We start from the raw sequence: 24,063 nt of genomic DNA, 5'->3' as shown, positions 1-24,063 counted from the left end.
AACCTCAATATCGGTGACACCTTGTTCTGGAGCAGTTGTCTATGTTCACCAGTTTTTCCAATTTCGCAAATTACCCCGTGTTTTCAGGCGCAAAAGCCCGCAACACGATGCTTGATTGGTTTTTCTATGACGTGGGTGGGCTGACTGCAGAAGAACGCTCCGAACTGGTCAGAGAACGCGATATCGAAGGCTCGATTCTTGTCGTCTGGCCAAAAGGCGAACGCGGCGATGTCAGTGTTCGCAAGTTCGATGATTACGAAGCTCTGCGTGCCGCGTCGGGGGATCTAGTGACCCGGTTCACCATTGCAGGCGTGGGTAGTTCCGATGTCGGCGCGGCGGCTTTCGCGCGGACTGTGGCCAACCACTTCGGATGTCCCGTGGGTGCCATTGTTGCAGGCTATGGCGTGGCCGATTTGCTAAGCGAAGCGATGGGCGGCTGGTTCGTTCTGGGCGGCGCGAACCGTGTCCTGCAAATGTATCAGGATGCGATGGATCATCAGACGGCGGATCAGGCGGTGGAACCCCAGGCCACTCTTACGGAGCGACGCAAAGATGCGGAAACAGCCGAAACCGGCGACGACTCAATTGCGCTGGTCAGCTTGCTGACCGACAAGGATCGTCAGATTGAACTGATTTGCGGGCATTCCAAAGGCTGCCTGTCCATCGCCAGTGCACTTGATTCTCTGGCCCAGTCCGGCAAGACAGATGCCATCGAACGCCAGAAGGATATGCAGATCATCACGGCGGGCGCGGTGGTCGCGCTGCCGCAGGTGTTCAGAAACGTTACGCAAAACCTCGGCGAACTGGACTGGTTCGGCGGAATGAATTCGCGGCTGTCGCTTGATTATACGACTGTGCCGGGCGCCTGGCATCACCTGAACACGACCTTGCCGGGCCATCTGGACTTTGACGAAGTCCTGGAAAGCGCCGCGCTCTGATCAGAAATCGATGCCGCGTTGGGCTTTGATTCCAGCAGCATAGGGGTGCTTGATTTCCGTCATCTCGGTGACCAGATCGGCATAATCGCACAACAGTTGCGGTGCATCGCGACCCGTCAAAATCACACTCGTGCGTTTGTTGCGGGCCTTCAACCCATCGACCACCTGCTCTGGCGACAGATATTCGTACCGCAGTGCGATGTTGATCTCGTCCAGCACGATCAGGTCGAAGTCACCGCTTTCCATCATTTCGCACGCTTTGGCGAACGCAGCCTGAGCAGCCGCGATATCCCGGTCGCGGTCTTGCGTGTCCCAGGTGAACCCTTCGCCCATCGTGTGCCATGTCACGTCGCCCAGCTTGTCAAAAAAGCGCCGCTCTCCGGTGATCCATGTACCTTTGATGAACTGAACAACTCCGACGGTCTTGCCCCAGCCAAGCGCTCGGATGATCACGCCAAACGCGCTTGAGGATTTGCCCTTGCCGTTACCGGTATGAACCAGAACCAATCCCCGGTCAGGGTCCTGCGCCTCGGCCACTTTGGCGCGGTGCTTGGCCTGCACGCCCTTCATCTTTTGCTTGTGATCGTCAGCGTCGTTCATCGCGGGGTTCCTTCTGCTCGCGGCGCCACCTTATCGCCAAGTCGGGAAAGGTAAAGATCACCCTTTTGGATCACTCACCGATCTGGCTTTGCTGCGCTCCAGACCCAATTGATGTTCGCGCCAGATCACCAGCACATTGCCAAGGATCACCAGCGCCGCACCGATCAGCATCACAACGGTCGGCACCTCGGAGAACCAGAAATACCCAATGATGATCGAGAACAGCATCGAGGCATAATCATAAGGCGCAAGCATCGAAGCTGGGCCAAAACGATAGGACGACGTCACAAGGATTTGCGCGACGCCGCCGATCAGACCGGACAGGATCATCAGCGTGGCGATGTGGACGCTGGGCATCACCCACCCGAAGGGAATCGTCAAAAGCGACAGGACCGATGCCGTGGCAGAGAAGTAGAAAGTTATGGCTGCCGTATGTTCGGTCTGCACCATCTTGCGGATATGGATCTGGACAAGCGCGCGGAACATCGTGGCACCAAGGATCAAAAGCGCGCCGGTCGTCGCGGCATCTTCAAGCCCGGCGCCATCACCCAGACGCGGCCAGATCATGATCAGAACGCCGACTATGCCCAAAAGAACGGCGGTGATGCGGATCATGCGGATACGTTCACCCAGCATCACAGCGGCAAGAATTACGGTGAAAATCGGCGCCGCATAGCCGATCGCCGTAACCTCGGGCAAAGGCAAAAGACCCAGACCGGCAAAGGTCATCCCCATCGCCGTGGTGCCAATCAGACCGCGCAGAATATGCATGCGCGGATACCGGGTGATCAGGCCGTATCGCAATTCTCTTCGCAGGATCAGCCAGACCAGAATCACCGGGATGGCAAAGAATGAACGAAAGAACACCGCTTCGCCGGGGGGAACGTCGTCTGACACTGCTTTGACCAGTGCAGCCATCACCGTAAACAGGAAAATGGCGCTTAGCTTCAGCAGAATCGCCAACCCAGGTCGATGCGATGTTAAGGAACCGGACATGCGGCGACCCTGCGCCTGTTATCGGGAAAGTTCAACGGGGTCCGGGCTGTATTTCCCAGTCAAATTGCCTTTCGCGGCAAGCACGGTCGTTACACCAGCCAGTACAGTATCGCGCTGATCGTTATGAAGGCCACTGACGTCGTCACAAGCATTGCGATTGAGGCCATGCCTTCCAACCCCCGTTCCTGCGCCAACACCGTATAAATCCCGAACATGGGCATCGCGGAACTCAGGATGACGGCGGCAAACAAATCCGGGCTGAGGCTGACCATGCCAAGCGCTGCAAAGGCCGCGACGGCAAGCCCGGTCAGGACCGGGTGCATCACCAGCTTGGCGGTCGCAATTTGTGCGGCCATGCGTTGGTTTCCGCCCAACGGCAAACCAACCAGCGATCCGCCGATCACGATCAGCGACAGCGCGGCTGCAGAGTTTGCGAGCAGTGTGAACAACCGGGCTGTGGCGTCTGGCAGCGGAATTCCTGCGATAGAAACAGCAAGGCCCAATAGCAGACCGATGATCATTGGTCGTTTCAGGACGCCCCAAAGGATCAGCCCGATCCGACGCGGGATAGAATGGTGGACGGGACCCTGTGACAGATCCAGAAGGATCAGGCAAATCGGGATCAAGATTATGTTTTCAATCAGAAAATTCATACCCAATACGATTCCGGCAATGTCCGGATAGGCCAGCAGCATGACCGGGTAGCCAATAAAACCGTTGTTCGGACAAGAGCTTCCCATCACGGCTACGGCGCGACGTCCGGCATCGGGGGCGGTCATGCTGAACCACAGGTAGGCGACGATGATCGTTGCAAGGCTGCCGACCAGATAGACCAGCATGTAATCGGGTCGGATTGAATGCGCGACATCGCGCGAGGCCACCGTGATGAACAACAGCGCGGGCATGGCGACTTGCAGGACGAAATCGCCCAGAACTTTCATGTCCTGCCTGCGAAACCATCCGATTTTGACGACGGCGTATCCGATGGCAATGACCGCGTAGATCGGGAAGGTGATGCCTAAAATATAGGCCAACGGTTCAGCCGATCCGACCTCGGTTCTCGCCGATCTGACCGCGATGCAGTAGCAGGTGATCAAGGATGACACAGGCCATCATCGCTTCGCCCACCGGAACCGCGCGGATGCCAACGCAGGGGTCGTGCCGGCCTTTGGTAATGATTTCAGCAGCTTCGCCAGACTTGGTGATCGTCTGGCGGGTCTTCAGGATTGACGAAGTCGGCTTGACCGCGAAACGCACAACCAGATCCTGACCGGTGGAGATACCGCCAAGGATGCCGCCCGCATGGTTCGAAGAAAACACCGGCTGGCCATCATTGCCCATGAAGATTTCGTCGGCGTTGTCTTCGCCGGTCAGCGCTGCCGCGTTCATGCCTTCGCCAATCTCAACGCCTTTGACCGCGTTGATCGACATCATCGCCGCAGCCAGATCGGTATCGATCTTGCCGTAGACCGGTGCACCCAATCCTGCCGGAACGCCCTTGGCCACAACTTCGACAACGGCGCCGACCGAGTTGCCGGATTTGCGCAGACCATCGAGGTAATCGGCCCATTCGGTCGCGGCTTGCGGATCCGGGCACCAGAAGGGGTTTTGTCCGATTTGTACATCGTCAAAACGCTCATTGTCTATTTTGTACGGCCCGATCTGGGTCATGTAGCCCTTGATCTCGACCCCGGGCGCAAGCGCTTTGATCGCTTCGCGCGCCAGCCCACCTGCGGCCACCCGCGCGGCGGTTTCGCGGGCCGAAGATCGTCCTCCACCGCGATAGTCGCGGATGCCGTATTTCTGCCAATAGGTGATATCGGCATGACCGGGGCGGAATTTCTCCATGATCTCGGAGTAGTCTTTGGAGCGCTGATCGGTGTTTTCGATCATCAGCTGAACCGGTGTGCCGGTGGTCTGGCCTTCGAACACGCCAGAGAGGATTTTCACGGCATCAGGTTCGCGCCGCTGCGTGGTATATTTGTTTTGCCCGGGTTTGCGCCGGTCCAGCCAGTGCTGGATCATCGCCTCGTCAATCGGAACGCCCGGAGGGCAGCCATCTACCGTTGCACCAAGAGCTGGCCCGTGGCTTTCGCCCCAGGTGGTGACGCGGAAAAGGTGACCGAAAGAGTTCAATGACATGGGCAAGCTCCTTTGCGCCCCGTGATTACCGGCGGGTGCGGGGTGGAACAAGCGGTAATTGGGGGCTCTGCCCCCCGCGCTGCGCGCGTCCCCCGGGATATTTCTGGCAAGAGGAAACGTATGGCCGGGCTTGTCATTTGTTGGAGTCGGTCCTAGGGTCCGCGTCACCTCGGGGTGCCTCACAAGGGCTGAGACGCATGACGCGGACCCGTTGAACCTGAACCGGCTAATACCGGCGGAGGGAAGGTTTGTGGACATCCCCTGACCCTTACCCTGTCGCCGCAAAGGAGGATGCCATGAAGTATCTTGCGTTTGCAGCGTCTGTTTTTGGTGCCACGGCAGCATTTGCCGAGACACCCGAACTGACTGTTTACACCTATGACAGTTTTGTCTCGGACTGGGGCCCCGGCCCGGTGGTCGAGGCGGCCTTTGAGGAGGTTTGTGGCTGTGATCTCAAGTTTGTTGGGGCGGGCGATGGCGCAGCGTTGCTGGCGCGGCTCCGTTTGGAAGGCGCGCGCAGCGATGCGGATGTTGTTCTGGGGTTGGATACCAACCTGACGGCAGCGGCGGCTGAAACCGGATTGTTCGCGCCGCATGCCGTGTCGGTCGAATATGATTTGCCGGTGGCATTCGAGGACCCGTTGTTCGTGCCGTTTGACTGGGGGTATTTCGCCTTTGTTCACAACGCAGATCTTCAGGGACCTACAGATTTCAAAGCGTTGGGTGCATCGGATCTGAAGATTGTCATTCAGGATCCACGATCATCGACGCCGGGTTTGGGCCTGCTGATGTGGGTGAAAGAGGCCTATGGCGCAGACGCGCCTGCGATCTGGGACGGTTTGGCCGACAATATCGTGACCGTCACCAAAGGCTGGTCCGAGGCCTATGGTCTGTTCCTTGAAGGTGAGGCCGATATGGTTTTGTCTTACACCACGTCTCCTGCCTATCACCTGATCGCGGAAGAGGACGCGTCGAAAGCCGCGGCGGTTTTTGACGAAGGCAATTACATGCAGGTCGAAGTCGCGGGCAAGCTGGCTGCGAGTGATCAGAGCGAGTTGGCCGATCAGTTCCTGGCGTTTATGGTGTCGGATGCGTTTCAGTCGGTGATCCCGACCACCAACTGGATGTACCCGGCGGTGACACCCGAAGCGGGTTTGCCGGATGGGTTCGACACTTTGGCCCAGCCGGGCACATCCTTGCTGATGTCTTCGCAGGCCGCAGCGGACGCGCGGGATGAGGCGTTGGCCGAATGGCTCACCGCGCTCAGCCAGTAAGCGCAAAACCCGGGATTGGCGCGGCGCTGTGTGTTGCCGTGCTGATCCTTGGCAGTCTGCTGGCTGTTGTGTTGCGGGCCGAGGCAGGTCGCGGGCTTGGTCCTGCTGACTGGCAGGCGGTGCAGTTCACGGTGGTGCAGGCGCTTTTGTCAGCCGGTCTGAGCGTTGGGTTGGCGGTGCCGGTGGCGCGCGCGCTGGCGCGGCGGCGGTTTCGCGGGCGGCGGATGCTGATCACCTTGCTGGGCGCGCCGTTTATTTTGCCGGTGATTGTGGCTGTGCTTGGGTTGCTGGAAGTGTTTGGTCGCAGTGGCTGGATCAGCCAATTGCTTGGCGCACCGGTGCAGATCTATGGTTTGCACGGGGTGGTGCTGGCGCATGTATTCTTCAACTTGCCGCTGGCAACGCGGTTGATCCTGCAAGGTTGGCAGGAAATCCCGGCGGAGCGGTTTCGGCTGGCGGCGCAATTGGGTGCCGGACCGCGCGAGATCAGGACCTTGCTGGAATATCCGATGCTACGGCGCGCTGTGCCCGGGGCTTTGGCGGTGGTGTTTGCGATTTGCCTGACCAGTTTCGCGGTTGCTTTGACGTTAGGCGGCGGGCCGCGGGCGACGACGATTGAGCTTGCGATCTATCAGGCGTTTCGGTTCGATTTCGACCTTGGGCGGGCGGCTTTGTTATCCTGTATCCAGATTGGTCTGACGGTTGGTGCGGCTTTGGTCGCGCTGCGGGTCTCGTCAGGGGATGGCTTTGGTGCCGGGCTTGATCGTCCGGTGCAACGTTGGGACGGGCAGGGGCTTGGCTTGCGGGTGCTGGATGGCGGGATGATCGGATTGGCGACAGCCTTTCTGGTGCTGCCGCTTATCGCGATTGTTCTGTCGGGGGTGCCAGGGTTGGCGCGCTTGCCGGGCAGTGTCTGGAATGCGGCGCTTTGGTCGGTGATGGTTGCGTTGGCCAGTACGGCGATCCTGTTGCTGTTGGCAGTGCCGATTGCCGCAGCAATTGCAGTGGGGCGGCAGAGGCTGGAACTGGCAGGGCTTTTGGGGCTTGCGGCCTCTCCCCTCGTGATTGGCACAGGGTTGTTCCTGATGATCCATCCGATTGCCGATCCGTTTGCTTTTGCCTTGCCGGTGACGGCGGTGGTGAATGCAGTAATGGCGTTGCCCTTTGCTTTGCGCATCCTTGTGCCGCGCGCGCGGCAGGTGGTGGCAGAGTTCGGGCGGTTGGGGATGATGCTGGATATGAGCGGATGGCCGTTCGTGCGGTTTGTGCTTTTGCCCCGGATGCGGGCGCAGATCGGATTTGCTGCCGGGTTGGCAGCGGCCTTGTCGATGGGAGACCTTGGCGTGATCGCGTTGTTTGCAGATCCCGAGGTCGCGACTCTGCCGTTGCAGATCTATCGTCTGATGGGGGCCTACCGGATGGAGGCGGCGGCGGGCGGGTCGTTGTTGCTTTTGGTTTTGTCGATGTCGCTGTTCTGGATCTTCGACCGGGGAGGTCGCTGGCATGCTGAAACTTGACTCATTGGTGATCGCGAACGGGGATTTTCGTTTGTCGGCAGATTTTGAGGTGCCTTTGGGCTGCAAGGTGGCCGTGATCGGGCCGTCGGGGGCGGGGAAGTCGACCCTGATAGGGGCAATTGCTGGGTTTCAGACGGTTGAGAGTGGACGGATCCTGTGGGGCGGGCGTGCGATTGAGCAGGACCAGCCCGGGCAGCGACCCGTGGCGATGCTGTTTCAGGACGGCAACCTGTTTCCGCATCTGACCATCGCGCAGAATGCCGGCTTGGGGATCCGTCCGGATCTGAAGCTGACGGCGGATCAGGACATGGCCGTTCTGGCGGCGCTGGATCGGGTGGGACTGTCTGGCATGGGCGGGCGCAAACCGGGTGAATTGTCGGGCGGACAGCAAAGCCGGGCAGCATTGGCGCGGGTGCTGGTACAGGACAAGCCGCTGGTGTTGCTGGATGAACCATTCGCGGCGTTGGGTCCGGCGTTGAAGGGCGAGATGCTGGATCTTGTGGATGCCTTGCTGCGTGAAACCGGGGCGACGTTGTTGATGGTCAGCCATGATCCGTCGGATGCCCGACGGATCGCGGATCAGGTGATACTGGTCGAAGGCGGGCGGGCCCATGCCCCGGTCGAAACACATGGGTTGCTGGACAATCCACCGCCCGCCTTGAAGGCCTATCTGGGTTAAGCGGCCAGTTTGGCGCGGGTTTTGCCGATGGCCAGCGCCGCACGGGCGGCCTCGCGGCCTTTTTCGACAAAATGCGCGCGGTAGATATCGTTGTGGTGTTCGGTTTCCTGATAGTGGTGCGGGGTCAGCGACACGGACAGGACCGGAACGCCGGTGTCCATCCCGGCACGCATCAGGCCATCGACCACGGCCTGGGCCACGAAATCATGACGATAGATACCTCCGTCCACGACAAAGGCGGCGCAGGCGACGGCACCGTATTGGCCGGTGGCGGCCAGATCGCGGGCCAACAGGGGCATTTCGAACGCGCCGGGCACATCGAACACATCAACCTGATCGGCGGGAATCAGTTCAAGAAAGCCATCCAATGCCCGATCAACGATGTCGGCATGCCAGTTGGCCTTGATGAACGCATAGCGGGTGTGTGTCATTTGTCATCTCCTTTGGTCACAGACACGTCACCCAAGGCGATCACGAATGGTCAGGCTCGTGCTGCACACGGTCCCGTCATACGTTTCTCTTTCATCCGGACTATGACCGTCGGCTCTGGAATCTCACCAGATCTGCTGTCACCCCGGATTTCTGCGGGGCCGCTCGCGGGCTGACGGGTCATGCCCGCATACCGCCGGTGGGGAATTTCGCCCCGCCCTGAGAACAGTTGCAACTTGCCAATGATGGGCGAGGGTTTCAAGACTTACGCAACGCAGAAAGGGTCATCATGCATCCGAATCCGGTTTTTCACACGAGCACCGACGACAAGAACCTCGCCTTTGCGCGGGATCGAGGGTTCGGCGTTTTGACGGTGAACGGGCCCGACCGGCCCATGTTGGCGCATATTCCGTTCTTGTTGCGCGATGAGGGACAGGTGATCGATCTGCATCTGGTGCGGTCAAACCCGATTGCCCGCGCGCTGGGCGCACCATTGCAGGCGGTTTTGGCGGTGTCGGGGCCGGACAGCTATGTATCGCCCGATTGGTACGGGATCGACGATCAGGTGCCGACCTGGAATTATGTTGCCGTGCATCTGAGCGGTGTGATCGAGAAGCGCCCGGCGGACGAGCTGCGCGATGTGCTGGACCGGGAATCGGAATTGTTTGAACGTCGTCTGCTGCCGAAACTGCCTTGGGCGGCGGCGAAGATGGATGGCGCGGCGCTGGACAAGATGATGCGGATGATCGTGCCCTGCCGGATGCAGATCACGTCAATCGACGGCACTTGGAAGCTGAACCAGAACAAGGCGGATGACGTGCGTTTGCGTGCTGCGGATCATGTCGAATCAGATGGCGTTGGGACCGGGCTTGCCCGGTTGGCCGCAATGATGCGCGATCCATAGACAGGCGGCGCGGTCGCTTCTAGGGTGGCGACGAAACGGCCCGGGAGGAAAGCCATGAAACTGATCACAGCCGATGCGTCACCATTTGCGCGCAAAGTGCGCGTTGTTCTGCGCGAAACCGGACAGACCGACGCGGTCGAAGAGGTTCAGGTCATGACCACGCCTGTGGCAACCGCGGACGAGGTCAAGGCGGCGAACCCGCTTGGCAAGATCCCGGCGCTGATTCTGGATGATGGCCGGGCGCTGTTCGACAGCCGGGTCATCACACGGTACCTTGATTCGGTTGCAGGCGCTGGGTTGTACCCCGAAGACCGAATTTGGGACATTCTCACCTTGGAAGCGATGGCCGACGGTATTCTCGAAGCGGCTGTGCTGATGGTTTACGAAGGCCGGGTGCGGCCCGAAGAGAAGCAGTATGCCGGTTGGGTCGAAGCGCAGTGGGCAAAAGCGATTCGCGGCGTTGGCGCAGTTAATGACACCTGGATGGAAATGCTGTCAGGGCCGCTGAACATGTGCCAGATCAGTGTCGGATGTGCGCTTGGATACCTTGATTTCCGCCATCCTGACCGTGACTGGCGTGCCGATCATCCGGCTTTGGCCGAATGGTACGTAACGTTCGGCGCGCGTCCCGCCATGGAAGAAACCCGTCCGGCTTAGGCCTGATCGGCTTATATGGGGTCACACAACTGTGTCTGCACCGCGACAGGCAGGCGCACCTGCGACTTCATGCGCCTTCACAACGTCTGGACGAACGCTTTGCACCCGGCTAGATACCCGCGGTGAGACACCGCCTGTGCGCGGTGCATATTCATGTTTGCCCTTATAGGGCGCTGGAATCGGAGAGAACCTCGTGTCCCACGCAGAAGATCACGAAGGCACCCGGAGAGACTTCCTCTACTACGCCACCGCTGGCGCAGGTGCTGTAACCGCGGGAGCTGCTATTTGGCCCCTGGTCAACCAGATGAACCCGTCGGCTGACGTTCAGGCCTTGTCCTCGATCCGCGTGGACATCAGCGGCGTCGAAGTCGGAACGCAGATCAGCGTCAAGTTCCTGGGCAAGCCGGTTTTCATCCGTCGCCGCGCCGAGGACGAGATTGCCGAAGCCCGCGCCGTTCCGATGGACGATCTGCCGGATCCGTTTGCCCGCAACATCAACAAGGGCAACGCCATTCCGGCCACCGACGAAAACCGGACGATGGACGAAGCTGGCGAATGGCTGGTGATGATGGGTGTGTGTACGCACCTTGGCTGCGTGCCGCTGGGCGACGGAGCCGGAGACTTCCACGGCTGGTTCTGCCCCTGCCACGGATCGCATTATGACACTGCCGGTCGGATCCGCAAAGGTCCCGCGCCTGAGAACCTGCCGGTTCCGGTCGCTGAATTCACCGACGAAACCACGATCAAGCTGGGATAAGGAGAACACTCATGTCCGGAATTCCGCACGATCATTATGAACCAAAAACCGGTTTCGAAAAGTGGATCCACACGCGTCTGCCTGTGGTTGGTCTGCTGTACGACACCATCATGATCCCGACCCCGAAGAACCTGAACTGGATGTGGATCTGGGGCATCATCCTGACCTTCTGCCTGGCGATGCAAATCGTGACCGGCATCGTTCTGGTGATGCATTATACGCCGCATGTCGATCTGGCCTTTGCGTCGATCGAACACATCATGCGCGACGTGAATGGCGGGCATATGCTGCGCTATCTGCACATGAACGGCGCGTCGCTGTTCTTCCTTGCGGTCTATATCCATATATTCCGCGGCCTGTTCTATGGCTCGTACAAGGCACCGCGTGAAATCACGTGGATTGTCGGCATGCTGATCTATCTGTGCATGATGGGCACCGCGTTCATGGGCTATGTGCTGCCATGGGGTCAGATGTCGTTCTGGGGTGCCACCGTGATCACCGGCCTTTTCGGTGCGATCCCGTTCATCGGTGAATCGATCCAGACATGGTTGCTGGGCGGACCCGCCGTGGACAACGCCACGCTGAACCGCTTCTTCTCGCTGCACTATCTGCTGCCGTTCGTGATTGCGGCGCTGGTCATCGTGCATATCTGGGCCTTCCACACCACCGGCAACAACAACCCGACGGGTGTTGATGTCCGTAAGGGATCGAAAGCCGAGGCCGAGAAGGACACGCTGCCGTTCTGGCCTTACTTTGTGATCAAAGATCTGTTCGCACTGGCCGTCGTGCTGGCCGTGTTCTGGGCCATTGTCGGCTTCATGCCGAACTATCTGGGCCACCCTGACAACTATATCGAGGCCAACGCCCTGGTCACGCCAGCGCACATCGTGCCTGAATGGTACTTCCTGCCGTTCTACGCGATCCTGCGGGCATTTACCGCTGATGTGTGGGTCGTTCAGTTCGCATCGTTCATCACCGGCGGCATCGTTGACGCCAAGTTCTTCGGTGTTCTGGCGATGTTCGGCGCGATTGCTGTCATGGCGCTGGTGCCTTGGCTGGACACATCGTCGGTGCGTTCGGGCAGGTACCGTCCACAGTTCAAGTGGTGGTTCTATCTGCTGGTCATCGACTTCATCGTGCTGATGTGGTGTGGCGCAATGCCGGCGGAACCGCCGTATTCGACCATATCTCTGATCGCCTCGGCTTATTGGTTCGCCTACTTTCTGGTGATTCTGCCGATCCTTGGTGTGATCGAAAAGCCGGATACGCCGCCAGCGACGATCGAAGACGACTTTAACGCGCACTACGGCAAGGCGGATTCTGACGCCACGCCGGCCGAATAAGAGGGACAGGAACAATGTTCAAGAAACTTGCAATCGGCGTCGCGTTCGCTTTGGCCCTTGCCCCGGTGGCGTCGCACGCCGCCGGTGGCGGTGAGCAGCACATCGAAGACTTCGCCTTTTCGTTCGAAGGTCCGTTCGGCACCTTTGATCAGAACCAGCTTCAGCGCGGTCTTCAGATCTATACCGAGGTCTGCTCGGCCTGCCACGGTCTGCGCTATGTGCCGTTGCGCACACTGGCGGACGAAGGTGGGGTCGGCTGGACCGATGATCAGGTGCGTGCTTATGCGGCTGAAACCTTCAGCGTCTATGATGCGGAACTGGACGAAGATCGCCCGGCGAAACCAGCCGACTTCTTCCCGGCCAATGACAATGCCGGCGCGCCTGACCTGAGCATGATGGCCAAGGCCCGCGCGGGTTTCCATGGCCCCTATGGTCTGGGGATCAACCAGATGTTCAGAGGCATGGGTGGCGCAGAGTACATCGCGTCGCTTTTGACCGGGTATACGGGTGAGGAAAAGGAAGAAGCGGGCGTGACCCTGTACGAAAACACCGCCTTCCCGGGTGGCTGGATTTCGATGGGCCCGCCGCTTTATGGCGAGGATGTTGATTTCGCGGATGGTCATTCTAACAGCCTGCACCACGAAGCCGAAGACGTGTCGGCCTTCCTCATGTGGGCGGCCGAGCCCAAGATGATGGCCCGCAAGCAGGCCGGTCTTGTCGGCGTGATCTTCCTGTCGATCATGTCCATTCTGCTGTACCTGACCAACAAAAAGCTCTGGGCCCCGATCAAGGGCAAGAAATACGTCGGCTGATCGGCCTTCGGTTTTGTTCAGTATTTAGGCCTCCGGCGCGATCGTCGGAGGCTTTTTCTGTCTGTGAAACCCATTCGTGGGCCGTGACCAAAGGGGCGTGCCGCTGTGCTGTTGATAAAGGGATCACTGCTTGGCCTGCTGCAGCTTGCCGTTGTCGCCGCGCTGCTGATCGTTCCTGCAGGTTTGTTTGCCGGAGACTGGGGATGGACGCGGGGCTGGCAGGTGCTGACCGTCTATGGCGTGGTCCAACAGGTTTGCATCGTTTGGCTGGCCATCCGCGCGCCTGAAAGCCTTGAGGCACGCCTGAGGCCCTTGTCCGGCCCCTCTCAACCCGCTGCCGACCGCGTGGCGACAGGGCTGATCATCCTGTCGGGATCAGCCTGTGTCGCGTTTATGCCGCTGGACGTTCTGATCTGGCAGATCTTTGCGCCGACTGGCGCTGGTATCGCGTTTGTTGCAGGTGCGATCATGATGCTGGGATTTGGCCTGATCATCTGGACACTGTACGAAAATCGGTTTGCCATCCCGATTGTCGAGGATCAGAGTTCTGATCGGCAAAAGCTGGTCGACACCGGCCCTTATGCCATCGTCCGCCACCCAATGTATCTGGGTGCGCTGGTGTTCCTGATCGGGCTGGGCCCATGCGTGGGCAGTTTGGCCAGCCTGGTCATGGTTGTGCCGGTCTTTCTGGCACTGGTGATGCGCATTCGGATTGAAGAACGGATGCTGGTGGCGACCCTGGCCGGATACGAGGCCTATCAGAGCAGGCGGCCTTATCGGGTCATTCCGTTGATCTGGTGATCAAAGGGTCACGCGGTCAACTGAGTTCCGGACCGTCCAGTGATCTGCGCGTCAACGATCTGACCTTCGGTTTGCGGGATGGCAAATGTGACTTCGGCAAACTGCTCGGTCCGGCCCATATGCGGGTTCTCCATCAGAATCCGATGGGCTTTCCCGATCTGGGCGGCGAGATGGCTTGAGACCGCCTGTTCGCCAGCTGCCCGCAGCCGAGCTGCCCGTTCTTTGATCGCACGCCCATCGACCTGCGGCATCCGGGCGGCGGGGGTGCCGGGGCGGGGCGAATAGGGGAAGACATGCAGCCAGGTCAGATTGCAATCCTCGACCAGCTTCAGCGCGTTTTCGAAATGGGCCTCGGTTTCGGTCGGGAACCCGGCGATGATGTCAGCGCCAAAGGTCATGTCGGGCCGCAGTTTCCGGGCCTCTTGCGCAAACTGGATCGCATCGTCGCGCAGATGGCGGCGTTTCATCCGCTTGAGGATCAGATCGTCACCATGTTGCAGGGACAGGTGCAGATGCGGCATCAGGCGCGGTTCGGTCGCGATCGCTTGCATCAAAGCTTCATCGACCTCGATCGAATCAATCGACGAGATCCGCAAGCGCGGCAGATCCGGCACCAGCTTGAGGATCCGCATCACCAGATCGCCAAGGCGGGGTTCTGACGGCAGGTCAGCACCCCACGAGGTCAGATCGACTCCGGTCAGCACGACCTCGTTATAGCCACGCTGAACCAGCCGCTTGATCTGATCGACCACCACGCCCGCAGGTACCGAGCGCGAATTGCCGCGACCATAGGGGATGATGCAGAACGTGCAGCGGTGATCACAGCCGTTCTGAACCTGCACATAGGCGCGCGACCGGGTGCCAAACCCGTCAATCAGGTGGCTGGCGGTTTCAGTGACCGACATGATGTCATCGACCTGACATTTTTCGGTCTCGCCTATGAAGTCGCCTGCCAGACCAGCCCATGTATCGGGTTGCATTTTCTCCGTATTGCCGATGACGGCGTCGACTTCGTCCATGGCCGCAAAGGTTTCGGGCTCGGTCTGGGCCGCACAGCCGGTGACGATTACCCGCGCGTCAGGGTTTTCGCGCCGCAACCGACGGATTTCCTGCCGGGCCTTGCGCACCGCTTCGGAGGTCACGGCGCAGGTGTTCACGATCACCGCGTTCTCAAGCCCCGCCTGCGTCGAAAGCTCTTTCATGGCTTCGGTTTCATAGGCATTCAGACGGCAGCCTAACGTGGTGAATCGCGGGGCGGTCATGTCAGACTTTCCAGAAACTGGGGCGTCAGAACGCCCGAGAAGACATGCGACGTCGGCCCGGTCATCCAGACCCCGTCGTCGCGCCAGTCGATCCACAGCGTGCCGCCGTCCAGATCAATCTGCACCTTGCGCCCGGTCAGACCACGGCGGGCCGCAGCAACGGCAGTGGCACAGGACGACGACCCCGAGGCCAGCGTCTGGCCAACCCCACGTTCCCACACGCGCATCCGGATACGGTCAGGGCCAGTGATCGTCGCGACCTGCACATTGGTGCGCTCGGGATACAGCGGGTGATGCTCATACCGTTGGCCGAATTCTTCCAACGGAATCAGGTCGGCATCTTCCACGAAGAATGTGCAATGCGGATTGCCCATGCCCGTGGCGGTGGGGCTGCCTTCGATGGGCAGTTCAAGCGTATCCATGGCCTCGGCCAGCGGGATATCGGCCCAGTCCAATTGCGGGCGCCCCATGTTGACCGAGGTCAGGCCGTTGCCTGCATCCCGAGCCTCAAGATCGCCGCGATCCGTGGTCAGCTTCAGGTGGTCTTTGCCGGTTTCATCCATCAGAAACCGGGCAATACAGCGCGTGGCATTCCCGCAGGCCGCCGACGTCGATCCGTCCGCATTCAGGAATGTCAGATGGGCGTCGCCATCACCCGGGGTGATCACGGCAAGCTGGTCGAACCCGACACCAAAATGGCGATGCGCAATGCCCTGCGCCAGCGCGGGCGAAATCGCCAGCGGCTGTGCGCGCGCATCGACAACGACAAAATCATTGCCCAGCCCGTGCATCTTCATAAAGGGCAGTCCGGTGTTCGAAAAATCCTGCATTGCGCGCATATAGACCCGCCGCGAAACCGAATCCACCCTTCCGTTGCTTTTCTCTGTGAAAAGGGCTTGACCGCCTGCCATGGCTTGCCTAGTTAGGCCGCCTATTGGGCGACGAGGAATCATCTTCTTCTGACCCTGATGCAGCGAATTAGGCGCTTGATCCTTAGGGAAAAATTGTCCTAAAGAGCGACATGAAACGGGGAACCGTTTCAACACAGAGTGGGCCGTTAGCTCAGTTGGTAGAGCAACTGACTTTTAATCAGTGGGTCGCAGGTTCGAATCCTGCACGGCTCACCACTGAAATCAAAGGCTTAGAAGGCTTTGGGCGTGATGCTGGACCCGCATTACCTCGTTTTGGGGGACGTATGGGGGACAAAGTCGGGTGTTTGTCAGTCTCAAGCGCAGCGTACGACACTTTGGGCGTATTTTGTTGAAAAACTCGTGCTTGATCGAGGGGCATCGGGCTGATTCACTTTCCGCATTGGGCGGGAGGATTTGCGATGATGGGACCAAGGCATGAGGCGCAGCCGTCGCTGTTCTACGAGTTCTCGCTGGAAGATCATGTCCCTCAGTATCACCTTCTTCGGTCCATCGAGCGCTTCGTCGATCTGACTGACGTCCGTGCACATCTGGCAGACTTCTACAGCCACACGGGCCGTCCATCCGTCGATCCCGAGTTGCTGATCCGCATGCTCCTGGTCGGCTATTGCTTCGGCATCCGGTCGGAACGGCGGCTCTGCGAAGAGGTGCATCTGAACCTGGCGTATCGTTGGTTTTGCCATCTCGATCTGAGCGACCGGGTTCCGGATCACTCGACGTTTTCGAAGAACAGGCACGGGCGTTTTCGCGACAGCGAATTGCTGCGCCACCTGTTCGAGATGACCGTCGCACGCTGTATTGAAGAGGGCTTGGTCAGCGGCCAACGCATGGCCATCGACGCCAGCCTGATCGAAGCGGATGCGAACAAGCAGAACTCGACGCCGAGGGAAGAATGGGATGCATCCACCGTCGATCCCGCCGATGCGCCCCGCGCTGTGCGTGAGTATCTTGATACGCTGGATGAGGCTGCGTTCGGTGCTGCCAGCGAGGTTCAGCCCAAGTTCACCTCGCATTCTGATCCCGCCAGTCAGTGGACAGCAGCCCGCAAAGGCCCGGCCTTCTTCAGCTATTCCGACAATTATCTCATCGACACGGATCATGGTGTCATCTTGGATGTGGACCCCACCCGCTCCATCCGGCAAGCCGAGGTCGGGTCGACAAAAGACCATGTTGAAGCGGGTCAAAGAGAAGTTCGACCTGCACCCCGAACGCCTGATCGCTGACACGGCCTATGGCACCGGGCCGATGCTGGGTTGGCTGGTTGAACGCAAGATTAACCCGCACATCCCCGTCTTCGACAAATCTGGCCGCAGCAACGGCACCTGGAGCCGGGCTGACTTCGAGTGGGACGCAGAGAACGACCAATACATCTGCCCCGAGGGCCAAGAGCTGAAGCAGTTCCGGCGGAACTATTCCGATCCGAACCGAAGGCCGACCGGACAGGGCAGAACCAAATATCGTGCCCTAAAACTGACCTGCCAGGCCTGCCCGTCCAAGGCGAAATGCTGCCCGAACGCAGACGCCAGATCGATCACCCGCGAAGAACACGAAGACGCCCGCCAGGTCGCCCGAGACATCGCTAAGACCAAGCAATACGATATCTCCATGAAGCTCCGGAAGAAGGTCGAGATGCTTTTCGCCCACCTCAAACGCATCCTCGGCCTCGGAAGGCTCCGATTACGTGGCCCATGCGGTGCAAATGACGAATTCCTGCTCGCCGCAACCGCCCAAAACCTCCGCAAATTGGCCAAGATCTTTCCTGCACCGCAGCAAACGCGCAAAGCCTGATAGGAAAGGCGCTCGCGCTCCGTTTGGGGCCATGCTTTCTGCGCCAGCAACACGTGGTTTTTCAACATAGTGTAATCTGAATCCGGCTCTGCAAATCGGCTGGTAGACTGAACCAGCAAGCAATTGGAAGAGCTGATAAATGGAGTATTTTGCTGGTTTAGATGTCTCGATGGAGGAGACGCATATTTGTGTGCTGGATCGCGAGGGTACATTGATCCGAGAAGGTAAAGCACGTTCCTCGCCAGGTGCGATCAATGACTTTCTGTCCGCAGGTCCGACCTGCACCGGAGTTGTGTTCGAGACAGGGAGGATGGCTCCCATGTTGTATCACGGGCTAAATGAACGCGGCGTTGCGGTCCAATGCATTGAAAGCAGACAGGCCTATCAAGCGCTTAAGTCTTTGGCTGGACATAAGTCGGATCGCACTGACGCGCGCGGCCTGGCCCATTTGGCGCGCACGGGGTTTTACAAACCGACCCATGTCAAATCGCTGTCAGCGCACGCGATACGGTCATTGATTGCAGCACGCAAAAAGCTGGTCGGTCAGCGGGTGACGATCGACAATCAGATCCGCGGTCTGGTCGTGGTGTTTGGCGTGCGGCTGCCTCGGGCACTGTCGCCAGCATTCAAAGACGCTGCCCTAAAGGTTAGTGACGGCGTCCCAGGCCTCCACGCTGCATTGCATGGATTGTTTGCTGCGCGCGAAGCAATACTTGCAGCGGTCTCAGCGATTGACGCTGACGTCAAAAAGATGGCTCGCAAGTCCGGGACCTGCGCACGCCTGATGACCGTACCAGGTGTCGGGCCAATCACAGCCCTGGCCTTTGCCGCCGCAATAGATGATCCGACACGGTTCAAAAGATCGCGCGAAGTCGGGCCGTATCTCGGGCTTGTCCCACAACGGCATCAGTCCGGAGAAATTGACTATATCGGCAGCATCTCGAAACGGGGTGATACCAGGGTCCGAACGCTGCTGTATGAAGCGGCCAATGTCATGCTGACAAGGTATGCCGGTCCGCTCAAGTTGAAAGACTGGGCCCTTGCAATCGGGGCACGCTCAACAATGAGAAAAGCTCGCGTCGCCCTGGCCCGACGCCTCGCAATCATCCTGCATGCGATGATGCGTGACCAAACCGAATTCCAGATCGCATAAGAACCAACACACAAACAAACGAGGATTCCAAACACCAGTTCCCAGCGGGAACGATGCCCGAGGGAGGGCGTGAGACACGGCGTCGATTCTGTAGCAACAGCCAAGCACAACGGCATGATTGCGGTTTCCACCTTGCCGACCCACACCCAGCCAACCCCATCATGAGCCCCGGAGCTCGAACAGAACAAAGGCAACCTCTGACATCAGGACACAGGAATTCTAGGAAACACGCATTGACGGATTAGAGAACAGAATCGGCGGATTGCAGTCATTCGCCGCGGGTGCGAGCCAACCCTGCCGAGACATTGGAAGCCGACGTTCAGGCGACCCTGAAACTCGGTTTCACTCTGCACCGCCGCAAGGCTGCTTTCTGCCCTTAGCTGCCGATTGAGATCGGTCCTCGCGAATGCTTCTTTAGGTGGTGAAGCAGACGTCAGGTATCTGATCTGGGAGGGTTAGCCTTCCCATTTTGGCTTTTCAGTGTTTTAGTCAGCTTCGAGCCATTCTGGAGCAGTCTATGACGAGAAAAGGAACCGCCCTTTCTTTGTTGGTTGTGTCGTTGGCAATCGCAATACCGACGACCTCAATGGCGAACCAGTGCGAGAGCGCCAGTTTTTCACCCATGCCCGACGTTGCTCTTATGGTCGTCGCCTTTGAAGAAACGCCGAAGCCACACTGTCGGGTCGTTGGGGTCATCGGTACCGAAACAGAGTTCGAGCTGCTACTGCCGAATGACTGGAACGGAAAGTTTATAATGGGCGGCAGCGGAGGTTTTGCCGGAAACTTTGACAACGCGGCCGAGGGGTACTGGGGGGTTGTCGAAAACGGATGGGCGACTGTTTCGACCGACACGGGGCATAAGGGAAACAACGTGAGCGCTGTTTGGGCGCTCAACAATCTCGAACGGCAGGTGTCGTTCGGGTTCCAAGCTGTGCACCGAACGGCGGTAACGGCTAAAGCTTTGATTTCAGAATATTACGGATCCGAAAGCCAACGCGACCTCTTCTTTGGGTGCTCCCGTGGCGGCGGACAGGCATTGATGGCAGCACAGCGGTCACCTGATGTGTTCGACGGCATTTACGCCGGGGCCCCGGCCTATTCCTGGACGAAGGAAATGGCTGGCCGATGGACCCACGACTCCCAGATAATGTATCCCGATCCGAACCAGATCGCGACGCCAGTGATAGATGCCGATGCCCTTGCCGTCCTTGGGGGTGCGATCATGGACCATTGTGATGCACTGGATGGGCTTGAAGACGGGATACTGAATGATCCAGGACAGTGTGACTTTGATGTCTCGACACTGACCTGCGGCGAAGGTCAAACCAATCAATGCCTCAGCCTGGAACAGGTAGCAGCAGCCAAAGCCATATACGGCGACGCGGAATTCGGCGGCTCCGTCTGGCCTGGGACGTCAATGGGAGCGGAATTGCCGGGCAATCCGCTTGGCTGGGCGACCTGGATAACCGGAGGCTACGTGGAAGGCGCCGACATCGATTTCCATCCGGGTTCGGAGGAGAGTGCGTTTGAAAGCCCAAAGATCCCGAATGCACGTTGGGGATTTGCGACGGAGCTGATGAAGTACTTCTTCTACGGCAACCCGGACTGGACCTACGAAGGTTACGATTTCTCGGAGTTCGCGCACCACGCAGCACGCCTCAGTCCGACAATCGACGCGGACAATCCAGACCTTTCTGAATTCCGGGCCAACGGCGGTAAACTCATCATCGACAACGGCTGGATGGACGGTTCGCTCACAGCCTACGGCACAATCGCCTACTACGAGAGCGTGCTGGAATTCGACCCGACCGCCCTGGATGACGTGCGGTTGTTTGTCCGTCCCGGCGTCACTCATTGTCGTGGCGGTCCTGGTCCGGACGGCACCGACTATATTGCTGCGCTGGAAGACTGGCTGGACACGGGCGTGGCACCCGAGCAGCTTGACGCGCCCTACGCCTCGCCTGCGCCGGGTCGCCCTCCCACCGGACAAGGCGGACGGATCATCTGCGCCCACCCCGGTGTCGTGACCTACAATGGCAGCGGTGCCCCGAACGACCCGATGAGCTTCAGTTGCCGAGTTCCGCAATAGGCATTTAACTGGCAGGCTCAAAATGCACCGTTATCGTGTCAGAAACCTGCTGCCCAATGTTTGGGATGAACGTCGTTGACGAATGAGTTTTCCGCGAGATTGCTGACCCTGCGATCGCTCTTTCTGGCGATGGCATCGGTGCAACTTGTGACCGCCGCGTCGGGAACTCTGGTGGCGCTATACTTCGCCGAAACCGGCGCGTCACAGGAAGTTGCAGCACTCGCTCCGGCAGCTTACTCGCTTGGGTTCCTTATCGGGTGTTTCTACATCGCGGGGTGGATAACCAAGGTCGGCCATATCCGCTCATTCGCTGCAGGCGCGGCCATCTGCATCGGCTCGACCCTGACCTTCGCGCTCAGCGAGCCCGTTCCGGTTCTGCTGTTCGTCAGGTTCGCGACCGGTGTTGCTACGGCCGGATTGTTCGCTCTGGGTGACGCGTGGATCAGCGTCTCTGCCGAGAAGGCCAGTCGCGGGCGGCTTCTGGCGGTTTATGCGACGGTGCTCGGCGTGATGTCCGTCGGCAGCCAGCTTATGATCCAAGTTTTGCCCGAAGACCTGAACGAAGCCTTCATCGTGGTTTCGCTGCTCTATTGCGTTGCAATTGTCGTGCTGACCGCCGCGCGATCTGACCCTCCTACCGTCCAGTCCAGCGCCAATGTGCGGATTCGCGGGTTGCTCAAGGACTCGCCCACTGCTTGGGTCGGAGCCTTTACGGTCGGAATGGTCGCAACAACATTGCTCAACGTTACGCCCTACAGAGCCGCCACTTTCGGGATCAGCACCAAGGAGATCGCTCTCCTGATCGGAGCACTGTATCTCGGCCGGATTCTCTTCATGTACCCGCTCGGGTGGGCATCCGACCGCCACGACCGGCGGGTCATCATTCTGATAAACGGAGTGATCGCCTCAGCCTTGCTTTTATATTTCTCGATAGTTGGCAGCGGTGACGGGTCGGCCTATCACGCGATTTTCGGAACAATCCGGCATTCGGTATTCCTCGGCCTCATGGTGATCCTGGGCGGAGCCTTGCTGACAATGTATTCGCTTCTCGTCGCACACGCGATGGACCGAACGCCCCCTGTCTATGTCGCTGCAGCCTCAGTGACGATGCTTTTTGTCACGACTGCCGGAGGTATTGCAGGCCCGTTAGTTGTCAGCCTTGCTTCAGCGGTCTTCGAGGATTCTGCGTTGCACTGGGCGCTGTTCCTCATGATGGCTGGCTTTACGGTGTTCGTGAGCGTCAGATTCGCAAAACGCGACGCCTCTTCGCCAGCCGAGAAGACCAGTCACGTCGTGGCGGGAACGACCAGTACCGAGGTCGCGCCAGACAACAAAAGGTAGGGGAAGATACATGGCGCATGGGGAAGGAAACGGGCTGCTCTTGGATTGGCCGATAGCGCTAATTTGGCTGACGTTGGGCATCGGTCGGCTTGCAGCTCTACTTGAAACGGACCTTGCTTGAGTTACCGTGGACGACGGCTACGTCCCGCATTGCAGTCACTCGCTTCTCGAAAATGCTGCGCAATGAACGAACGGCTGGTCTGGTGAAGCTGCAATGCGGCGTGAACCGACCAAGTGAATGCCTCCTGTGGGCCGATGTGGCTTCCCAAAGCCACGCGGGGTCGCCTGTGTTGATGACCGCAAAGTGCTGAGTGGCATCATCCATGTCATTCGGAATGGTCTGCGCTGGCGGGACGCTCCGCCTGGTTAAGCCTGCACCCACCCAAGCGATCAATCGCCTCCAAAAACCCGGCGATCAAACCGTCGTCGTCGGAAACGCCTTCGAAACACTTTACGACGGCGCCCCGCGGGTCGTTTTTGAACTCCTCCCAATCAATTCCCAGGATCTTCAAATTGGTGCGTATCGCCTCAATCAATTCCTCATCGGTCAGTTTGGTGAGATCCGAGCTTTCCGCCACGAAATCTCTTTCCATCTTGGAGAATCGAGCCCGCCATCTCATTTTCTCATCTCCAGAGCGTCGATCCGTTTCTCGAACTCGGTGAGTTCCAATGCCCGCCTGTATTGCTCCACTAACCCCATCACTGCAGCTCCTTCGAGCGGGGTTATCTCACCGCCTGACACCGCCGACAGAACCGCCTCAGCCGCTTTAGCTGCTTCCACCGCAGATTGCATAGCAGGCAGATCGAAGCTGACAGGCGCGTCTTTCCTCGCCGGAGCGATACGGTCAATACAAAGCCGCAGCGCCGTCACGTCGCCTTCAAGTGCCCGATCAATGGCTTTCTGGGTTAACACTTCTGCTTGCCCCTGCAGCAATTCCTCAACCGCCCGTGTTATCGCGTGACGCGCGCCTTTTGGCTTGCCCCGGTTTCCCGGCCCAAATGTGCCGTCATCGTTTCGGCCCGTATTTGATCCGTTTTTACGGTTGCTCATGTTTTGCCCTTTCCTCAGTAGTTGCCAACAGTACTTCACCGCCCGAAAGGTGAATCGCGATTCCAACGTCAATTCTCTCGTGATTTACGAATGACCTGATTTGCCGGACATGGTCTTGAGCAGCAACACGGGGCAGCGCGGGCAGCATGGGGGCAAGGGCCTGATCAAGCCTTCCTTGCGCTCCCGTGGCCGGGATTGCCCCTGAAACCGCCTGTGTGGCGATTTCTGCGGTTATGTGGTGTAGGTCGGTTGCGTGACTCATGACACATCCCCGAATTCGTCGATCTCGAACCGACCGGATAGGCCGGATACGTCCCGGACAAATCCATCCTGTTTTGCGTCAGGCAAGCAGGCCAAGGGCACCGTCACAACTGTCACACCCCTATAGGGGTGGTGTGACTTGTGTGACGCTTGGGTGCCCCCGTCACGTTCGTAACATGTGGCGGAGGTGTGACAGGTGTGACGGTCAATACAAACCGAAGGATTTTCTATATTTTTCAATTATTTGAAGCCTTCCCAGTCATTTGAGCCTCCCCCTTTGAAGTGGTCCGCCCCTATGATTAGGAAAGCGGAGGATCAGAGATGGCCATTAAAAGACCCA

22 protein-coding genes, 1 tRNA gene, 1 pseudogene and 2 riboswitches are annotated in these 24,063 nt (G+C 58.9%); of the genes and pseudogenes, 15 read left to right on the top strand and 9 right to left on the bottom strand.

The window, feature by feature from the left end; all coding sequences use genetic code 11:
• Window positions 1-41: 41 nt before the first annotated feature.
• The gene (locus tag FOY56_RS18385) at window positions 42-938 is read left to right on the top strand and encodes a hypothetical protein (protein ID WP_146347469.1); all 897 of its coding nucleotides are present in this window, start codon (window positions 42-44) and stop codon (window positions 936-938) included.
• Here FOY56_RS18385 and cobO read toward each other — a convergent pair whose 3' ends face one another.
• The 4 genes from cobO to aroC all read right to left on the bottom strand — a co-directional run bounded on the left by cobO (window position 939) and on the right by aroC (window position 4,676).
• Complete coding sequence (gene cobO / locus FOY56_RS18380) at window positions 939-1,538, bottom strand: cob(I)yrinic acid a,c-diamide adenosyltransferase (RefSeq protein ID WP_146347468.1); 600 nt, start codon at window positions 1,536-1,538, stop codon at window positions 939-941.
• 57 nt (window positions 1,539-1,595) lie between these two features.
• Complete coding sequence (locus FOY56_RS18375; RefSeq protein ID WP_146347466.1) at window positions 1,596-2,534, bottom strand: DMT family transporter; 939 nt, start codon at window positions 2,532-2,534, stop codon at window positions 1,596-1,598.
• An 89-nt stretch (window positions 2,535-2,623) separates the two neighbouring features.
• Window positions 2,624-3,568 carry an AEC family transporter gene (locus FOY56_RS18370; protein WP_146347464.1) on the bottom strand — a complete coding sequence of 315 codons (945 nt, stop codon included), beginning with the start codon at window positions 3,566-3,568 and terminating at the stop codon, window positions 2,624-2,626.
• A gap of 4 nt (window positions 3,569-3,572) precedes the next feature.
• Entirely contained in the window at window positions 3,573-4,676 is a 1,104-nt protein-coding gene (gene aroC / locus FOY56_RS18365; protein ID WP_146347462.1) for a chorismate synthase, read from the bottom strand.
• Between the two features lie 160 nt (window positions 4,677-4,836).
• Window positions 4,837-4,937, top strand: a riboswitch (TPP riboswitch).
• A gap of 35 nt (window positions 4,938-4,972) precedes the next feature.
• On the opposite strand from aroC, the gene thiB reads away from it, so the two are divergent.
• Genes thiB through FOY56_RS18350 form a run of 3 tightly spaced genes read left to right on the top strand, consistent with a single transcriptional unit; the run spans window position 4,973 to window position 8,146 of the window.
• Complete coding sequence (thiB, locus tag FOY56_RS18360) at window positions 4,973-5,950, top strand: thiamine ABC transporter substrate binding subunit (protein ID WP_146347461.1); 978 nt, start codon at window positions 4,973-4,975, stop codon at window positions 5,948-5,950.
• On the top strand, window positions 5,926-7,467 hold the full coding sequence (locus FOY56_RS18355; RefSeq protein ID WP_146347459.1) for a thiamine/thiamine pyrophosphate ABC transporter permease ThiP: 1,542 nt from the start codon (window positions 5,926-5,928) through the stop codon (window positions 7,465-7,467). The genes thiB and FOY56_RS18355 overlap by 25 nt, the downstream gene beginning before the upstream one ends.
• Complete coding sequence (locus FOY56_RS18350; RefSeq protein ID WP_146347445.1) at window positions 7,454-8,146, top strand: thiamine ABC transporter ATP-binding protein; 693 nt, start codon at window positions 7,454-7,456, stop codon at window positions 8,144-8,146. The genes FOY56_RS18355 and FOY56_RS18350 overlap by 14 nt, the downstream gene beginning before the upstream one ends.
• On the opposite strand, the gene FOY56_RS18345 is transcribed toward FOY56_RS18350, so the two are convergent.
• Window positions 8,143-8,577, bottom strand: a complete 435-nt coding sequence (locus FOY56_RS18345) for a 6,7-dimethyl-8-ribityllumazine synthase (RefSeq protein WP_146347443.1) — start codon at window positions 8,575-8,577, stop codon at window positions 8,143-8,145. The genes FOY56_RS18350 and FOY56_RS18345 overlap by 4 nt on opposite strands.
• 79 nt (window positions 8,578-8,656) lie before the next feature.
• A riboswitch (FMN riboswitch) is annotated at window positions 8,657-8,806 on the bottom strand.
• A gap of 58 nt (window positions 8,807-8,864) precedes the next feature.
• On the opposite strand from FOY56_RS18345, the gene FOY56_RS18340 reads away from it, so the two are divergent.
• The 6 genes from FOY56_RS18340 to FOY56_RS18315 all read left to right on the top strand — a co-directional run bounded on the left by FOY56_RS18340 (window position 8,865) and on the right by FOY56_RS18315 (window position 13,849).
• On the top strand, window positions 8,865-9,479 hold the full coding sequence (locus tag FOY56_RS18340) for an FMN-binding negative transcriptional regulator (RefSeq protein WP_146347441.1): 615 nt from the start codon (window positions 8,865-8,867) through the stop codon (window positions 9,477-9,479).
• A 54-nt stretch (window positions 9,480-9,533) separates the two neighbouring features.
• Window positions 9,534-10,136: a glutathione S-transferase gene (locus tag FOY56_RS18335; RefSeq protein WP_146347440.1), complete on the top strand. Its 603-nt coding sequence runs from the start codon at window positions 9,534-9,536 to the stop codon at window positions 10,134-10,136.
• Between the two features lie 193 nt (window positions 10,137-10,329).
• A complete protein-coding gene (gene petA / locus FOY56_RS18330; protein ID WP_146347438.1) occupies window positions 10,330-10,893 on the top strand; it encodes a ubiquinol-cytochrome c reductase iron-sulfur subunit in 564 nt (187 codons plus the stop codon).
• A gap of 11 nt (window positions 10,894-10,904) precedes the next feature.
• Complete coding sequence (gene petB, locus FOY56_RS18325) at window positions 10,905-12,236, top strand: cytochrome b (RefSeq protein WP_146347436.1); 1,332 nt, start codon at window positions 10,905-10,907, stop codon at window positions 12,234-12,236.
• A 14-nt stretch (window positions 12,237-12,250) separates the two neighbouring features.
• The gene (locus FOY56_RS18320; RefSeq protein WP_146347434.1) at window positions 12,251-13,048 is read left to right on the top strand and encodes a cytochrome c1; all 798 of its coding nucleotides are present in this window, start codon (window positions 12,251-12,253) and stop codon (window positions 13,046-13,048) included.
• 105 nt (window positions 13,049-13,153) lie between these two features.
• Window positions 13,154-13,849 carry a methyltransferase family protein gene (locus tag FOY56_RS18315; RefSeq protein WP_146347432.1) on the top strand — a complete coding sequence of 232 codons (696 nt, stop codon included), beginning with the start codon at window positions 13,154-13,156 and terminating at the stop codon, window positions 13,847-13,849.
• An 8-nt stretch (window positions 13,850-13,857) separates the two neighbouring features.
• Here FOY56_RS18315 and mtaB read toward each other — a convergent pair whose 3' ends face one another.
• Window positions 13,858-15,111, bottom strand: coding sequence for a tRNA (N(6)-L-threonylcarbamoyladenosine(37)-C(2))-methylthiotransferase MtaB (gene mtaB / locus FOY56_RS18310; RefSeq protein ID WP_146347430.1), 1,254 nt, complete (start codon window positions 15,109-15,111; stop codon window positions 13,858-13,860).
• The gene (gene dapF / locus FOY56_RS18305; RefSeq protein ID WP_146347728.1) at window positions 15,108-15,950 is read right to left on the bottom strand and encodes a diaminopimelate epimerase; all 843 of its coding nucleotides are present in this window, start codon (window positions 15,948-15,950) and stop codon (window positions 15,108-15,110) included. The genes mtaB and dapF overlap by 4 nt, the downstream gene beginning before the upstream one ends.
• 212 nt (window positions 15,951-16,162) lie before the next feature.
• Between dapF and FOY56_RS18300 the strand changes: the two genes are divergently transcribed.
• The 5 genes and pseudogenes from FOY56_RS18300 to FOY56_RS18280 all read left to right on the top strand — a co-directional run bounded on the left by FOY56_RS18300 (window position 16,163) and on the right by FOY56_RS18280 (window position 22,411).
• A tRNA-Lys gene (locus FOY56_RS18300) sits at window positions 16,163-16,238 on the top strand.
• A 203-nt stretch (window positions 16,239-16,441) separates the two neighbouring features.
• A pseudogene (locus tag FOY56_RS18295) lies at window positions 16,442-17,828 on the top strand (IS1182 family transposase).
• Window positions 17,829-17,967: 139 nt separating this feature from the next.
• Window positions 17,968-18,981 carry an IS110 family RNA-guided transposase gene (locus FOY56_RS18290; protein ID WP_146347428.1) on the top strand — a complete coding sequence of 338 codons (1,014 nt, stop codon included), beginning with the start codon at window positions 17,968-17,970 and terminating at the stop codon, window positions 18,979-18,981.
• Between the two features lie 517 nt (window positions 18,982-19,498).
• Window positions 19,499-21,070 (top strand): tannase/feruloyl esterase family alpha/beta hydrolase, encoded by a 1,572-nt coding sequence (locus FOY56_RS18285; protein WP_146347426.1) that lies wholly within the window; start codon window positions 19,499-19,501, stop codon window positions 21,068-21,070.
• Between the two features lie 75 nt (window positions 21,071-21,145).
• On the top strand, window positions 21,146-22,411 hold the full coding sequence (locus FOY56_RS18280; RefSeq protein WP_146347424.1) for an MFS transporter: 1,266 nt from the start codon (window positions 21,146-21,148) through the stop codon (window positions 22,409-22,411).
• Between the two features lie 326 nt (window positions 22,412-22,737).
• Here the strand turns inward: FOY56_RS18280 and FOY56_RS23670 are convergent, their stop codons facing one another.
• Together FOY56_RS23670 and FOY56_RS18270 are read right to left on the bottom strand one after the other, a co-directional pair.
• Window positions 22,738-22,989, bottom strand: coding sequence for a hypothetical protein (locus FOY56_RS23670; protein ID WP_186766395.1), 252 nt, complete (start codon window positions 22,987-22,989; stop codon window positions 22,738-22,740).
• A 38-nt stretch (window positions 22,990-23,027) separates the two neighbouring features.
• The gene (locus tag FOY56_RS18270) at window positions 23,028-23,462 is read right to left on the bottom strand and encodes a DUF5681 domain-containing protein (protein ID WP_146347422.1); all 435 of its coding nucleotides are present in this window, start codon (window positions 23,460-23,462) and stop codon (window positions 23,028-23,030) included.
• Between the last annotated feature and the right edge of the window lie 601 nt (window positions 23,463-24,063).

It is taken from the genome of Falsiphaeobacter marinintestinus (assembly GCF_007923355.1).
GTDB classification, from domain to species: Bacteria; Pseudomonadota; Alphaproteobacteria; order Rhodobacterales; family Rhodobacteraceae; genus Phaeobacter_A; species Phaeobacter_A marinintestinus.
This window is presented reverse-complemented; position numbering and strand designations above follow the sequence as displayed.

Excerpts from the sequence above, each read along its gene's own strand:
- mtaB (WP_146347430.1), bottom strand. The coding sequence starts at position 15,111 with ATGACCGCCCCGCGATTCACCACGTTAGGCTGCCGTCTGAATGCCTAT.
- FOY56_RS18340 (WP_146347441.1), top strand. The coding sequence starts at position 8,865 with ATGCATCCGAATCCGGTTTTTCACACGAGCACCGACGACAAGAACCTC.
- dapF (WP_146347728.1), bottom strand. The coding sequence starts at position 15,950 with ATGCGCGCAATGCAGGATTTTTCGAACACCGGACTGCCCTTTATGAAG.
- FOY56_RS18385 (WP_146347469.1), top strand. The coding sequence starts at position 42 with ATGTTCACCAGTTTTTCCAATTTCGCAAATTACCCCGTGTTTTCAGGC.
- aroC (WP_146347462.1), bottom strand. The coding sequence starts at position 4,676 with ATGTCATTGAACTCTTTCGGTCACCTTTTCCGCGTCACCACCTGGGGC.
- petB (WP_146347436.1), top strand. The coding sequence starts at position 10,905 with ATGTCCGGAATTCCGCACGATCATTATGAACCAAAAACCGGTTTCGAA.
- FOY56_RS18345 (WP_146347443.1), bottom strand. The coding sequence starts at position 8,577 with ATGACACACACCCGCTATGCGTTCATCAAGGCCAACTGGCATGCCGAC.
- FOY56_RS18320 (WP_146347434.1), top strand. The coding sequence starts at position 12,251 with ATGTTCAAGAAACTTGCAATCGGCGTCGCGTTCGCTTTGGCCCTTGCC.
- FOY56_RS18355 (WP_146347459.1), top strand. The coding sequence starts at position 5,926 with ATGGCTCACCGCGCTCAGCCAGTAAGCGCAAAACCCGGGATTGGCGCG.
- FOY56_RS18270 (WP_146347422.1), bottom strand. The coding sequence starts at position 23,462 with ATGAGCAACCGTAAAAACGGATCAAATACGGGCCGAAACGATGACGGC.
- FOY56_RS18350 (WP_146347445.1), top strand. The coding sequence starts at position 7,454 with ATGCTGAAACTTGACTCATTGGTGATCGCGAACGGGGATTTTCGTTTG.
- FOY56_RS18290 (WP_146347428.1), top strand. The coding sequence starts at position 17,968 with ATGGAGTATTTTGCTGGTTTAGATGTCTCGATGGAGGAGACGCATATT.
- FOY56_RS18335 (WP_146347440.1), top strand. The coding sequence starts at position 9,534 with ATGAAACTGATCACAGCCGATGCGTCACCATTTGCGCGCAAAGTGCGC.
- thiB (WP_146347461.1), top strand. The coding sequence starts at position 4,973 with ATGAAGTATCTTGCGTTTGCAGCGTCTGTTTTTGGTGCCACGGCAGCA.
- cobO (WP_146347468.1), bottom strand. The coding sequence starts at position 1,538 with ATGAACGACGCTGACGATCACAAGCAAAAGATGAAGGGCGTGCAGGCC.
- FOY56_RS18375 (WP_146347466.1), bottom strand. The coding sequence starts at position 2,534 with ATGTCCGGTTCCTTAACATCGCATCGACCTGGGTTGGCGATTCTGCTG.
- FOY56_RS18285 (WP_146347426.1), top strand. The coding sequence starts at position 19,499 with ATGACGAGAAAAGGAACCGCCCTTTCTTTGTTGGTTGTGTCGTTGGCA.